General features: G+C 45.5%; 14 protein-coding genes. 10 read left to right on the top strand and 4 right to left on the bottom strand.

The genetic code is table 11. The features are described from left to right. Positions 1-109: 109 nt before the first annotated feature. The 4 genes from FC652_RS06350 to FC652_RS06335 form a co-directional block, all read right to left on the bottom strand. The gene (locus FC652_RS06350; RefSeq protein WP_176297934.1) at positions 110-1,510 is read right to left on the bottom strand and encodes an MFS transporter; all 1,401 of its coding nucleotides are present in this window, start codon (positions 1,508-1,510) and stop codon (positions 110-112) included. Positions 1,511-1,566: 56 nt separating this feature from the next. Further along, positions 1,567-2,112 carry a peptidylprolyl isomerase gene (locus FC652_RS06345; RefSeq protein ID WP_176297933.1) on the bottom strand — a complete coding sequence of 182 codons (546 nt, stop codon included), beginning with the start codon at positions 2,110-2,112 and terminating at the stop codon, positions 1,567-1,569. Further along, on the bottom strand, positions 2,112-2,681 hold the full coding sequence (locus FC652_RS06340; RefSeq protein ID WP_176297932.1) for a YajG family lipoprotein: 570 nt from the start codon (positions 2,679-2,681) through the stop codon (positions 2,112-2,114). The genes FC652_RS06345 and FC652_RS06340 overlap by 1 nt, the downstream gene beginning before the upstream one ends. Before the next feature lie 80 nt (positions 2,682-2,761). Continuing rightward, on the bottom strand, positions 2,762-3,892 hold the full coding sequence (locus FC652_RS06335) for a methyltransferase (protein WP_176297931.1): 1,131 nt from the start codon (positions 3,890-3,892) through the stop codon (positions 2,762-2,764). Positions 3,893-4,097: 205 nt separating this feature from the next. Between FC652_RS06335 and FC652_RS06330 the strand changes: the two genes are divergently transcribed. From FC652_RS06330 to FC652_RS06285, 10 genes are all read left to right on the top strand, one after another. After that, positions 4,098-4,409, top strand: a complete 312-nt coding sequence (locus FC652_RS06330) for a BolA/IbaG family iron-sulfur metabolism protein (protein ID WP_176297930.1) — start codon at positions 4,098-4,100, stop codon at positions 4,407-4,409. Between the two features lie 489 nt (positions 4,410-4,898). Next, positions 4,899-6,239: a Na(+)-translocating NADH-quinone reductase subunit A gene (locus tag FC652_RS06325; RefSeq protein WP_176297929.1), complete on the top strand. Its 1,341-nt coding sequence runs from the start codon at positions 4,899-4,901 to the stop codon at positions 6,237-6,239. Positions 6,240-6,244: 5 nt separating this feature from the next. Then, positions 6,245-7,489 (top strand): NADH:ubiquinone reductase (Na(+)-transporting) subunit B, encoded by a 1,245-nt coding sequence (locus tag FC652_RS06320; RefSeq protein ID WP_080609201.1) that lies wholly within the window; start codon positions 6,245-6,247, stop codon positions 7,487-7,489. Then, on the top strand, positions 7,479-8,249 hold the full coding sequence (locus FC652_RS06315; RefSeq protein ID WP_039469568.1) for a Na(+)-translocating NADH-quinone reductase subunit C: 771 nt from the start codon (positions 7,479-7,481) through the stop codon (positions 8,247-8,249). Before FC652_RS06320 ends, FC652_RS06315 begins: the two co-directional genes overlap by 11 nt. Further along, positions 8,249-8,881, top strand: coding sequence for an NADH:ubiquinone reductase (Na(+)-transporting) subunit D (locus FC652_RS06310; protein ID WP_011150983.1), 633 nt, complete (start codon positions 8,249-8,251; stop codon positions 8,879-8,881). Before FC652_RS06315 ends, FC652_RS06310 begins: the two co-directional genes overlap by 1 nt. 7 nt (positions 8,882-8,888) lie before the next feature. Further along, the gene (gene nqrE / locus FC652_RS06305; RefSeq protein ID WP_039469569.1) at positions 8,889-9,485 is read left to right on the top strand and encodes an NADH:ubiquinone reductase (Na(+)-transporting) subunit E; all 597 of its coding nucleotides are present in this window, start codon (positions 8,889-8,891) and stop codon (positions 9,483-9,485) included. Between the two features lie 33 nt (positions 9,486-9,518). After that, a complete protein-coding gene (nqrF, locus tag FC652_RS06300) occupies positions 9,519-10,745 on the top strand; it encodes an NADH:ubiquinone reductase (Na(+)-transporting) subunit F (protein WP_080536559.1) in 1,227 nt (408 codons plus the stop codon). Between the two features lie 170 nt (positions 10,746-10,915). Next, positions 10,916-11,923: an FAD:protein FMN transferase gene (locus FC652_RS06295; RefSeq protein ID WP_176297928.1), complete on the top strand. Its 1,008-nt coding sequence runs from the start codon at positions 10,916-10,918 to the stop codon at positions 11,921-11,923. Positions 11,924-11,942: 19 nt separating this feature from the next. Continuing rightward, on the top strand, positions 11,943-12,176 hold the full coding sequence (gene nqrM / locus FC652_RS06290; RefSeq protein ID WP_011079734.1) for a (Na+)-NQR maturation NqrM: 234 nt from the start codon (positions 11,943-11,945) through the stop codon (positions 12,174-12,176). Between the two features lie 264 nt (positions 12,177-12,440). Next, entirely contained in the window at positions 12,441-13,574 is a 1,134-nt protein-coding gene (locus tag FC652_RS06285; protein ID WP_176297927.1) for a flagellin, read from the top strand. Positions 13,575-13,922: the final 348 nt, after the last annotated feature.

The following is a 13,922-nucleotide window of genomic DNA, read 5'->3' as shown; positions in this document are numbered from 1 at the left end:
TTGATATGGAGTAACTCCTGTTTAGGACGCCAAATATAGAAAGGCTTGCGATATGCAAGCCTTTTTTATGCTTCGTACTCAGTGTTTACCTGTGACTTAAAGGGGCACGTTAACTCTGGCGAACATCGGCACTTTCATCGGCCGCTTGAGGCTCTTCACTCGATTCTTTCTTGGCTTTTTCAAGCAAATCATGGAAGTAGTGACGCAGCGAATAGAGCATGATCAAGCTTGGGATAACCATCAGTGCGGTGATGACGAAGAACACAGACCAATTGTTCAAATAGTCAACCAGCTCGCCACTGAACGAAGCAAGGGTTGTGCGTCCAAAGTTACCCAGTGATGCCAGCAGTGCGTACTGAGTCGCCGAGAAGGCTTGTCCGGTCACCATGGTTAAGAATGAGACAAAGGCAACCGTTGAAAATGCAGAAGTAAAGTTGTCGACAATCAGCGTCGCCAAGAACAGATTTTCATTCGGACCGACTTGCGCCATCCAAGCGAACATCAAGTTACTGGCTGCCATAGCGATGCCACCAATCATCAAACCACGGACAATACCAAATTTCACGTTGATCATGCTGCCGACCAGCGTAAAGAAGATGGTGATACCCCAACCCAGCAACTTAGAGTAATAGCCAATTTGCTCATTGCTAAAGCCCACTTCTTTATAGAAAGTGATCGACATTCGGCCTAAGAACGCTTCGCCAATCTTAAATAGGAATACAAACAACAACAAGGTCAATGCGACACGCACGCCATTACGCTTGAAGAAATCTAGGAAAGGCTCAATAACGGTGACGCTTAACCAGGCTACAACTTTAGATCCGACGAGCTGATTGTGGCGAGCTTCTGCTTCCTGTTGCAATGCTTCGCGTCGAGTTGTTGGTTCACCGACGAGAAGCGTAAAGATCATCAACAAAGCCACAATGGCAGCCATGCCGTAATACACGCCGTTCCAGCCGATTGAATCGGCGTTGATAAAGGCGAGGTAACCCGGTAAAGAGTAACCCGTCCACCAACCAATAACGGCCATCGCCGATGCTTGTGGCAGTTTGGATGAATCGGATTTCGGGAAGGTATCGATACGGAAAGCGTCGATAGCGATATCCTGTGTTGCTGAAGCGATGGCGATGCCAAGTGCAAGTGCTGACGTCAGCATGAGATTGTTGGCCGGATTGACTCCCGCGATCAACAAAGTACAAATCAGTACAAAGGATTGGCAGAGAAATATCCAACTACGGCGTTGACCCAAAGAGCGATGAAGTAAAGGAAGCTTTACTCGGTCGACCAAAGGTGCCCAAAGAAAGTTAATGGCGTACACAGCAAAGACACTGCCAAAGTAGCCGATGGCGGCACGAGTCAATCCGGCATCTTTGAGCCAACCAGACATATTAGAGCCGATCAGTACCCAAGGGAAACCACTGGAGCAGCCCAGCATAAAGACCCAAAGCAAGCGTCGATCAAGATAACTCTGAACCGTTTCACGCCAAGAAAGCGTTTGTGGTGAAGACATAACCTATCCTTGTAGTTAGTAGAATACGCCCCTTGTATTGCAAAGGGCGGGGATATTTATGGGAGCAGTGTGGCCTTAGTGATTACGATAGGTTCCACGGGAATATCTCTCATTTGTCCTTGGCTTTTGGTGGGTTTTGTCGCCATTTGTTGGATGACTTCGAAGCCCTTGGTCACTTGACCGAACACCGCGTAACCCGGAGGTTGGCGATTGTAGTCTAGGAAGTCATTGTCAGCGAAGTTTATGAAAAACTGGCGCGTAGCAGAGTTAGGATCTTGCGTTCTTGCCATCGCGATAGAGCCCGTCACGTTTTTTAGGCCATTACTCGCTTCATTCTTGATTGGTGCGTAGCTCGGTAAACGATTCATTTTCTCGTCAAAGCCACCACCTTGCGCCATAAAGCCTGGAATGACACGGTGAAATTGCGAACCAACGTAACTGCCGTCTTTTACGTATTTTACGAAGTTTTCGACGGTAATTGGCGCTTTTTCATCGTTGAGTTCGACTGTGAAATTGCCTAGTGATGTTTCAAACTCGACTTTAGGCCCCGCGATAGCGAGGCTGCTGGTTAATACTAATGTTGTGCAGATGACTCTCATCATTAGAAACGTTCCTTCATGTAACCTTGCAATTCTTGATCATTGGCGATTTCAGCAAGCACCAAAGTGATCACATCATTGAGTACCTTTTCAACTTCTTGATCAGAGGCGCTTAACATGCCGCTGCGGCTTGCTGCACCGTTATAGGTTTTGACTAGCTTGCCTTTCGGGGTTTCTGCGGTGACTTCAAGAATCACTTTCGCGTCCATCTCGTTTTCCATCACAGAATGTTTTACATTGACGAGCACTTCCTGAACTTCAAGGCTAATCAGATTGTTGCTATTCAAATCGGCTTTGTAGCCCTGTGAGGCAAATTGTTGCTGTAGCAGTGTTTCTAATGTGATTCGCATATTCTGCTTCGCATGCAAAGGCAGGATGTTTGAACGGCCACTGTCAATAAGTGCGACGTATTGAGCTGCGCGTACATCTTTACTGGTCATGCTGTACGTTTTGTTCTGCACCATAGGATTGGCGCTTAATGTTGCGGTTGGCGCAAGATTAAGTTGTTCTGGTTGAGGGGCTGAACAAGCAGAAAGTAGTGCGATAGACGCAGCTAAAACCAATTTTTTCATCGTGTATTCCTTTTCTAGCAGCAGAAGCTGACCGTAAACGTATATTAAAGTGAAGATTGTCTTTAATTAAAACTAGCAGGCTATTTAGTTGCCTGTAAAATCACAAACTTACTATTCGAAGCGACTAATTTCACATTCTTGTCACCAAAAAGGCGTTTGAGTTTGGCGTCATAACCCAAATGGCGATTACCAATCACCTGCAGCTTGCCCCGTTTCCTCAGTACTTTCTTGGCATCGCAGAACATTTGCCATGCAATATGATCCGTTATGGCTTGCTGTTGATGGAACGGAGGATTGCAAAGCACAAGATCGGCACAATCTGGCTCAAATCCATCAAGGCAGTTATTGGCAATGTACTCAGCATTCAATGGCGCTGTGACATTTTCTTGTAAATTGAGGCGAGCGGACTCAACCGCCATATAGCTCTCATCCACCAAGGTTAATGTCGCCTTCGGGTTGAGCTGAGCGGCTTTGACGGATAACACCCCGTTACCACAGCCTAAATCGATAATGTGCTTGAGGTTATCATCTTGCGGGATGTGCTCGAGCATAAAACGCGCGCCCAAATCGAGACTCTCACCAGAATAGACGTTTGGCAAGTTGTTGAGTGTCATCTTGTGTTCTTCAACATTCCAACGAGTCACTGGGCTGATGTCATTCATTTGCGCACAGTCTGCTTGGCAAAAAACGAGACGATGCTTTTTCCAAGCAAGGGAGGTTTTTGTGGTCCCTAGATACTTTTCAAGCAGTTTGAGGGTTGAGGTATGAATTTCTTTGGCTTTATTAACAGCGACTACTGGAACGTCTGGTGAGAGTGTTTTCCGCAATTGAGTTAACTGCCAAGTCAAATGACGGTTGTTTTTGGGAAGCTGAATTAACACCAAACTGGTCTCTGTTGGAATTGCGTCTAGTGTGGTCAGTAGCTTTACTTCACGGCATTGATTTCGTAGTAAATTTTCTTTTGTCCCTTGTTGAGAAATAAAAGAATCGCTCATCATAGAGACTTGGTGTTGAGCTGAAAACCAGCACGAAAGAGCACCGAAGTGATCGTTCAGGATAAGAATATTCTGTGGGGAGTCTAAAGCCAACTCTTCTACATAATTGATCAAGTATTCATCGCCTGCGTCCCATGCTTGCAGGGTTTCATTGGCGTTGTTTGGGTATCTGAATAGGGTAAGCTGTCGGTCAAAGAGATTGAGTTCGGTTTTCATGCAATGGTATTTTTTTCATTGAGTTTTAACGATATTCTCGCAGAAGGATAGCAAACAAGATAGGCACAGCTAACAAAAAACACTTAGGGATCTTCGTCTAACACCTAAGACATTGTTAGAATGAAGGCTCGTTTTTTGTGTATGTATGAAATTTCGCATTAGTTCGACTTATACTTTTTAAGTTGGTGAGAGAGAGGGTTTGAATATGATTCAAGAAATCATAGAGACAAAATTACACCATACATTTGAACCTAGTCACTTGAGTGTGGTGAATGAAAGCTACATGCACAATGTACCACCGGGTTCGGAAAGTCACTTTAAAGTGATTGTGGTGAGCGATCTTTTTGAAGGTAAAAGATTGATCGCTAGACATCGTTTAGTGAATCAAGCTTTAGCGAATGAACTGGAAAATAACATCCACGCTTTGGCGATTCATACCTATACTGTTCAGGAATGGAAACTACAGCGAGATGGCGCGCCAGATAGCCCTATGTGTATGGGTGGTACCAGTCATTGAGCGATTTATAACCTGAAGTGTTAAATTTTCAGTTGTTCTATTCAAAAAGATGGTCAAGCCATCTTTTTTTCTATGTGTACAAAATCGACAAATTGCGTGACAAATTTGGTTAAGAAATGCGTTAACACTGTTTCAACAAATGAACGGAATGAATAGGATGTTTCAAACTATGAATTTCACCTATTCATCTGGCACGATGGTTTTGGGCCATTTGTGCGACATGTCAAAGTTATGAACAATAGTTAGCCTATATCTATCAATTCTTTCCAAATAATACGGCTAATGCGTTTATTGGTCATGGCATCGCGTTTGGAAAAGATGCTAAACTATCGCACCTGATAAATCTCTTCACTAAACTGTGAAGTGATTTTTAATAGGATGTTGCGATTTTGGCGTTTAAAACATCGCCAAAACCGGACACTGATGTCGTGTCTAAAAGTTACGCAATCATAAAGAATCTTTTTCCCGATAAAAGTAGTGCAAGTGCGTATGATTACAATAAAGAAGGGTTTGGACCTTCCTATCGCAGGAGCTCCTTCCCAGGTGATTAATGATGGTAAATCCATCACAAAAGTCGCCTTGCTTGGCGAAGAGTACGTTAGCATGCGTCCTACGATGCATGTTCGCGTTGGTGATGAAGTGAAGAAAGCCCAAGTTCTTTTTGAAGACAAAAAGAACCTTGGCGTGAAATTTACTTCTCCAGTGAGTGGTAAAGTTATCGAAGTGAATCGTGGCGCGAAGCGTGTACTTCAATCTGTTGTGATTGAAGTGGCAGGCGACGAGCAGGTGACCTTTGATAAGTTTGAAGCCTCTCAACTAGCAGGTCTTGATCGCGAAGTGATCAAAACTCAGTTGGTTGAATCTGGCCTTTGGACCGCTCTGCGTACTCGTCCGTTCAGCAAGGTTCCAGCAATTGAATCGACAACTAAAGCGATTTTCGTTACCGCAATGGATACCAATCCATTGGCAGCGAAGCCTGAGTTGATCATCAATGAACAAGCGGAAGCGTTTGTTGCTGGTTTGGATGTGCTTTCAGCCCTAACAGAAGAGAAGGTTTACGTTTGTAAATCTGGTACGAGCTTACCTCGTTCTTCTCAATCTAATGTGGAAGAGCACGTATTTGACGGCCCACACCCTGCTGGTCTAGCGGGTACCCACATGCATTTCCTCTACCCAGTGAATGCAAACAACGTGGCATGGAGCATTAACTACCAAGACGTGATCGCGTTTGGTCAGTTGTTCCTAACCGGTGAACTATTCACTGACCGTGTTGTTTCTCTGGCAGGTCCTGTTGTGAATAACCCACGCCTAGTTCGCACCATTATGGGTGCAAGCTTGGATGAGTTAACTGACAGTGAAATGATGCCAGGTGAAGTTCGTGTGATTTCTGGTTCAGTACTAACAGGTACTCATGCCACGGGACCTCACGCTTACTTGGGTCGTTACCACCTGCAGGTTTCTGTTCTGCGTGAAGGTCGTGACAAAGATTTGTTTGGTTGGGCAATGCCTGGTAAGAACAAGTTCTCTGTGACCCGCTCTTTCCTTGGTCACCTGTTTAAAGGTCAGTTGTTCAATATGACAACCACCACAAACGGTAGTGATCGTGCAATGGTTCCAATCGGTAACTACGAGCGTGTAGTGCCTCTTGATATGGAACCGACTCTGCTGCTTCGCGATCTATGTGCAGGCGATACTGACAGTGCTCAAGCACTGGGTGCGCTAGAACTGGATGAAGAAGATCTAGCATTGTGTACCTTTGTATGCCCAGGTAAATACGAGTACGGTCAACTGCTGCGTGACTGCCTGAATACAATTGAGAAGGAAGGGTAAGTTTCATGGGCCTTAAGAAGTTTCTTGAAGACATCGAACACCACTTTGAACCAGGCGGCAAACACGAAAAATGGTTTGCTCTGTACGAAGCTGCGGCAACGCTATTCTACACGCCAGGTTTGGTGACGAAAAAGAGCTCACACGTTCGTGATAGCGTTGACCTAAAACGCATCATGATCATGGTTTGGTTTGCAGTGTTCCCAGCAATGTTCTGGGGTATGTACAACGCTGGTGGCCAAGCGATCGCGGCTCTAAACCACATGTACGCTGGTGATCAACTGGCGCAAATCATTGCAGGTAACTGGCACTACTGGCTAACCGAGATGCTGGGCGGAACGATTTCTGCTGACGCAAGCTGGGGTAGTAAGATGTTGCTTGGTGCAACCTACTTCCTACCAATCTACGCAACGGTATTCCTCGTTGGTGGTTTCTGGGAAGTGCTATTCTGTATGGTGCGTAAGCACGAAGTTAACGAAGGTTTCTTCGTAACCTCGATCCTTTTCGCATTGATCGTTCCTCCAACGCTACCTCTATGGCAAGCAGCGCTAGGTATTACCTTTGGTGTTGTGGTTGCTAAAGAGATCTTTGGTGGTACTGGTCGTAACTTCCTGAACCCAGCGTTAGCAGGTCGTGCTTTCCTATTCTTCGCTTACCCAGCACAAATCTCGGGTGACGTAGTGTGGACAGCAGCGGACGGCTTCTCTGGTGCAACTGCGCTAAGCCAGTGGGCTCAAGGCGGCAACAGTGCACTAGTAAACACAGTGACTGGTGCGCCAATCACGTGGCTAGACGCGTTTATCGGTAACATCCCAGGTTCAATCGGCGAAGTTTCTACGCTTGCATTGATGATCGGTGCAGCAATGATCGTTTACATGCGAATCGCATCTTGGCGCATCATTGCCGGCGTAATGATCGGTATGATCGTCGTATCGACATTGTTCAACGTGATCGGTTCTGATACTAACGCAATGTTCAGCATGCCATGGCACTGGCACCTAGTTTTAGGTGGTTTTGCATTCGGTATGTTCTTTATGGCAACCGACCCAGTATCGGCTTCATTTACCAACAAAGGTAAGTGGTGGTACGGCATTCTTATCGGTGCAATGTGTGTCATGATTCGTGTTGTTAACCCAGCATACCCAGAAGGTATGATGCTGGCGATTCTATTCGCGAACCTGTTTGCACCACTGTTTGACCATCTAGTGGTTGAGAAGAACATCAAGCGGAGACAAGCACGCTATGGCAAGTAATGACAGCATTAAAAAGACGCTGGGTGTTGTTGTCGGGTTGAGCCTTGTTTGTTCAATCGTAGTATCAACAGCAGCCGTGGGTTTGCGTAGCAAGCAGCAAGACAACGCTGTGCTAGACAAGCAAACAAAAATTCTTCAAGTGGCCGGCATTGAAGCATCAACGCCAGCTCAAGTGAGAGAGTTTTACGGCGAGTACATTGAGCCACGTTTAGTGGATCTCAATACTGGCAACTTCGTTGACGGTAATGCAGCTAAATATGATCAGCGTTCAGCAGCAAAAGATCCTGCTCAGTCAATCAAGCTGACCGCTGAACAAGACAAAGCTAAGATCATCCGTCGTGCAAATGTTGGCGTGGTTTACCTTGTTAAGAACGAAGGTAAAACCGAACAGTTGATTTTGCCAGTACATGGCACTGGTTTATGGTCAATGATGTACGCATTTGTTGCAGTACAAACGGATGGTAACACTGTGAATGGCATTACTTACTATGAACAGGGTGAGACTCCGGGATTAGGTGGCGAAGTTGAAAACCCATCTTGGCGTGCACAGTTCGTAGGCAAGAAACTGTTTGACGAAAACCACAAGCCAGCCATCAAGGTAGTGAAAGGTGGTGCGCCAGTAGGTTCTGAGCACGGTGTCGATGGCCTATCAGGTGCGACACTGACGGGTAATGGTGTTCAAGGTACATTCGACTTCTGGTTGGGAGATATGGGCTTTGGTCCATTCCTAGCAAAAGTGCGTGATGGAGGTCTGAACTAATGTCTAGTGCACAAAACATTAAAAAGAGCATTCTTGCGCCAGTATTGGATAACAACCCAATTGCGCTCCAAGTTCTTGGTGTATGTTCTGCGCTTGCAGTAACTACCAAACTAGAAACAGCGTTTGTTATGACACTAGCGGTAACGTTTGTAACTGCATTGTCTAACTTCTTTGTTTCTGTAATCCGTAACCACATCCCTAACAGTGTGCGTATCATCGTTCAAATGGCGATCATCGCATCTCTAGTAATCGTGGTAGACCAGATCTTGAAAGCTTACTTGTACGATATCTCTAAACAGCTATCGGTATTCGTAGGTCTTATCATTACTAACTGTATCGTAATGGGTCGTGCAGAAGCGTTCGCGATGAAATCTGCACCAGTTCCATCGCTGATCGACGGTATTGGTAACGGTCTTGGCTATGGTTTTGTTCTTATTACTGTGGGCTTCTTCCGTGAACTATTCGGTAGCGGTAAGTTGTTTGGTATGGAAGTACTACCACTAGTAAACAATGGTGGTTGGTATCAGCCAAATGGTCTGATGCTTCTAGCGCCATCTGCATTCTTCCTAATCGGCTTCATGATTTGGGCGATTCGTACGTTCAAACCAGAGCAAGTAGAAGCGAAGGAGTAAGGGCAACATGGAACATTACATCAGTCTGTTAATTAAATCGATTTTCATCGAGAACATGGCTCTGTCTTTCTTCTTGGGTATGTGTACCTTCTTGGCGGTATCTAAGAAAGTGAAGACCTCTTTCGGTCTAGGTGTTGCAGTAGTGGTTGTTTTGACTATTGCTGTACCAGTGAACAACTTGGTTTACAACTTAGTACTTAAGGAAAACGCGCTCGTCGACGGCGTGGATCTGAGCTTCCTAAACTTCATCACCTTTATCGGTGTAATTGCGGCACTTGTACAGATTCTAGAGATGATTCTTGACCGTTTCTTTCCGCCTCTGTACAACGCGCTAGGCATCTTCCTACCGCTTATCACAGTAAACTGTGCGATCTTCGGTGGTGTATCTTTCATGGTACAACGTGACTACAACTTTGCTGAATCTGTTGTTTATGGTTTCGGTGCAGGTGTGGGTTGGATGCTCGCGATTGTTGCCCTTGCAGGTATCCGTGAGAAGATGAAGTACTCAGATGTCCCTCCTGGTCTACGTGGTTTAGGCATTACCTTTATCACTGTAGGTTTGATGGCGTTAGGCTTTATGTCTTTCTCTGGTGTTCAACTGTAAGTCGGGTAAACCGCAGCAAATAAGGAATAGTTAATGTCTACTATTATTTTTGGTGTAGTGATGTTTACCTTGATTATACTGGCTCTAGTACTAGTGATTCTTTTCGCTAAGTCTAAGCTTGTACCAACAGGTGACATTACAATATCTATCAACGGCGACGCCGATAAGGCGATCGTAACTTCTCCAGGTGGCAAGCTACTAAGCGCGTTAGCTGGTTCAGGTGTATTCGTTTCTTCTGCTTGTGGTGGCGGTGGCTCTTGTGGTCAGTGTCGCGTAAAAGTGAAGAGCGGTGGTGGTGATATCCTTCCAACTGAGTTGGATCACATCACTAAGGGTGAAGCGCGTGAAGGTGAGCGTCTAGCGTGTCAGGTGGCTGTGAAAACAGACATGGACATCGAGCTACCAGAAGAAATCTTCGGCGTGAAAAAGTGGGAATGTACGGTTATCTCTAACGATAACAAAGCAACATTCATTAAAGAGCTTAAGCTACAAATTCCAGATGGCGAATCAGTACCTTTCCGTGCTGGTGGTTACATCCAGATTGAAGCACCAGCTCACCACGTGAAATACGCAGATTTCGACGTACCAGAAGAGTACCGCGGTGACTGGGACAAGTTTAACCTGTTCCGTTACGAGTCTATCGTAAAAGAAGACATCATCCGTGCATACTCAATGGCGAACTACCCTGAAGAGTTCGGCATCATCATGCTAAACGTACGTATCGCGACTCCGCCGCCAAATAACCCAGACGTAGCACCGGGTCAGATGTCTTCTTACATCTGGTCACTAAAAGAAGGTGATAAGTGTACGATTTCTGGTCCATTTGGTGAGTTCTTCGCGAAAGATACAGATGCAGAAATGGTCTTCATCGGTGGTGGTGCAGGTATGGCTCCTATGCGTTCTCATATCTTTGACCAACTGAAGCGTTTGAAGTCTAAGCGTAAGATGTCTTACTGGTACGGTGCGCGTTCTAAGCGTGAAATGTTCTACGTAGAAGACTTCGATGGCCTAGCGGCTGAGAATGATAACTTCGTATGGCACTGTGCACTGTCTGATCCGCTTCCAGAAGATAACTGGGATGGTTACACAGGCTTCATCCACAATGTGCTTTACGAAAACTATCTGCGTGATCACGATGCACCAGAAGATTGTGAATACTACATGTGTGGTCCACCGATGATGAACGCGGCTGTTATCGGCATGCTGAAAAATCTCGGTGTTGAAGATGAAAACATCCTACTGGATGACTTCGGTGGTTAATTTCATCTAACCCATTGAAACTATGGCTGGCTCGTAGGAGCCAGCCATTCTTTTTTCCTCGCTATTCTTTTTTCTTTTTTTGAATAGTGCGCCAAATGGCCATAGAAAATCGGTGCGTTAACCGTGAACCTATTTTCCATATCCATTTAATAACAATAGGAGTTTAACAAGTGAAAAAGTGGCTTGTTGCTTTCGCTTCTCTATTGGTACTTGCTGGTTGCGAAAAGCCCGCAGAGCAGGTACATCTTAGCGGCCCAACGATGGGCACGACTTACAATATCAAATACATCACTCAAGAAGGTTTACCAAAGCCGGACGTACTTCAGCAAGAGATCGACCGTTTGCTAGAAGAAGTTAACGATCAGATGTCGACGTACCGAAAAACCTCTGAATTGAGCCGTTTTAATCAGTCTCGCGATTCTGCGCCGTTTGCGGTTTCTCAACAAACGGCCACCGTTGTTAAGGAAGCGATTCGTCTCAATCATTTGACCTTGGGGGCATTGGATGTCACCGTTGGACCTTTGGTTAACTTGTGGGGATTTGGTCCTGAAGCGCGTCGTGATGTTGTGCCGAGTGCTGACGATTTAGCGGAACGTAAAGCGCAAACCGGCATTGAGCATTTGTCGGTTGTTGATAACACGTTGATCAAAACCTTGCCTAACCTCTATGTGGATCTGTCGACGATTGCGAAAGGTTGGGGCGTTGATGTGGTTGCAGACTATATTCAATCTCAGGGCGTACAAAACTACATGGTCGAAATCGGCGGTGAAATTCGCTTAAAAGGGGTTAACCGTGAAGGGGTGCCTTGGCGTATCGCGATTGAAAAGCCGTCGGTAGAAGAGCGCGCTATCCAAGATATTATCGAACCGGGTGATATGGCGATCGCGACTTCCGGTGATTACCGTAACTACTTTGAGCGTGATGGTATTCGTTATTCTCACATCATTAACCCAGAAACAGGCATGCCAATTAACCATAGAGTGGTTTCTGTCACCGTGTTAGACAAATCCTCGATGACAGCAGATGGTCTTGCAACCGGTCTAATGGTGTTGGGTGAAGAAAAAGGCATTGAGATCGCTAATCAAAATAGCATCCCAGTGCTAATGATCGTGAAAACAGATGATGGCTTTACAGAAATCGCTTCTGAAGCGTATAAGCCATATTTGAAGAATCAGTAAGTGATATAGGTTTGTTGATATGAGTACATTTCTAATTACCTTTGGTGTGTTTGTCGCCGTGATTGCCGCCATGGCAGTAGGCTACATCTTCCAGAAAAAGGTGGTGAAGGGAAGCTGTGGCGGTCTGGGTGCTGTTGGCATTGAAAAAGTGTGTAACTGCCCTGAGCCCTGTGATGCGCGTAAAAAACGCGAAGCACGTGAAGCCGCGCGCGCGGAAAAATTGGCTCAGTGGGACAAAGACCGCATCGCTTGATGTGAGTGGATAGCACTTATGCTCTCTACTCATGCCATTTGAATTAAGCTAGCCAACACTATAAGAAATCCGAGTTCATTGAGCGACTCGGATTTTTGTTTCTCGCCAAAACACTTCACTTGTTGATGGCGTGACTTGAAAACTCACTTTTTAATTGACTCCACTCATTCTGCTACTTCCTCACTGTTGTTCCATTAAATAACTAAAGCAATCCAATCTTTAGTCGATAAAGAAGGCAAAGCAACGTCTTTATCGAGAGGAAAGATGGCCATCACCGTTAATACCAACGTTTCTGCATTGGTCGCTCAGCGACACCTGGCGAATGCAACCGACATGCTGAATCAATCCTTGGAGCGTTTGTCTTCAGGGAAGCGTATTAATAGTGCAAAAGACGATGCGGCAGGGCTGCAAATTTCGAATCGTCTTCAGTCGCAAATGCGTGGTTTAGATATCGCGGTGCGAAATGCCAATGATGGCATCTCCATTATGCAGACTGCGGAAGGGGCAATGAATGAAACCACTAATATCCTCCAAAGGATGCGTGATCTTTCATTGCAATCCGCCAATGGTTCCAATAGCCATGCTGAAAGAATTGCCTTACAAGAAGAAATGACCGCGTTAAATGACGAGTTGAACCGTATCGCAGAAACCACCTCGTTCGGTGGGCGTAAATTGCTCAATGGTTCCTTTGGCTCGGCTGCCTTTCAGATAGGGGCAGCGTCAGGTGAAGCGGTACAAGTGCAACTGAAGTCGATGCGCAGTGATGGTATTGATATGGGTGGCTTCAGTTACATTGCAAACGGACGTGCCCATTCTGATTGGCAAGTAAAAGAGGGGGCGAATGCGCTTAGCATGTCATTCACGAATCGTTTTGGTGAAACGGAAACGATCCAAATTAATGCGAAAGCCGGCGATGATATCGAAGAGCTTGCGACCTACATTAATGGTCAGACTGACAAAGTCACGGCATCGGTAAATGAAGAAGGTCAGCTACAGTTGTTTATGGCAGGCGAAGAAACCTCAGGAACGTTATCTTTTTCAGGAGACTTAGCCAGTGAACTAGGTTTGCAACTAAAAGGTTACGATGCAGTGGATAATATCGACATTACTTCTGTCGGTGGCGCACAACAAGCAGTGGCGGTCCTTGATACCGCGATGAAATACGTCGATAGTCATCGTGCTGAGCTTGGGGCATATCAAAACCGCTTCAGCCATGCGATTAATAACCTCGACAACATCCACGAAAACTTGGCGACATCAAACAGTCGCATTCAAGATACAGACTATGCAAAGGAAACCACGCGCATGGTCAAACAACAGATCCTACAGCAAGTCAGTACCTCCATTTTGGCGCAGGCGAAAAAAGGGCCGAATCTCGCGTTGACCTTGCTTGGATAAGCGCCGGAGTGACTGGCACAGAGCTTGCGATACAAAAGAGAGCAAGTGAGCAGGAATGGGCTGGAAAAAAGTGAACCGCTCTTATCGACAGTACCATTCAAATCTTTAGTCCTATTTTTGATGTTTTTACACTTTTTACTGCTTTAATCACGAAACCCCCTTCAAACAAACTTTTTTCAAAAAAATCGCATTTTTTTCCTAAAGGATTTCCAAACCGAGCCGTTAAAAGAAGTAACTTTGAGAGAACTACTTGGTTTTCCGAGACGTCGGAAACCGTAATATCGGAAAATCAATTGGAGAATTCATCATGGCAGTGAATGTAAATACAAACGTAGCAGCAATGACAGC

Source organism: Vibrio sp. 05-20-BW147 (assembly GCF_013369385.1).
Taxonomy (GTDB): Bacteria; Pseudomonadota; Gammaproteobacteria; order Enterobacterales; family Vibrionaceae; genus Vibrio; species Vibrio floridensis.
This window is presented reverse-complemented; position numbering and strand designations above follow the sequence as displayed.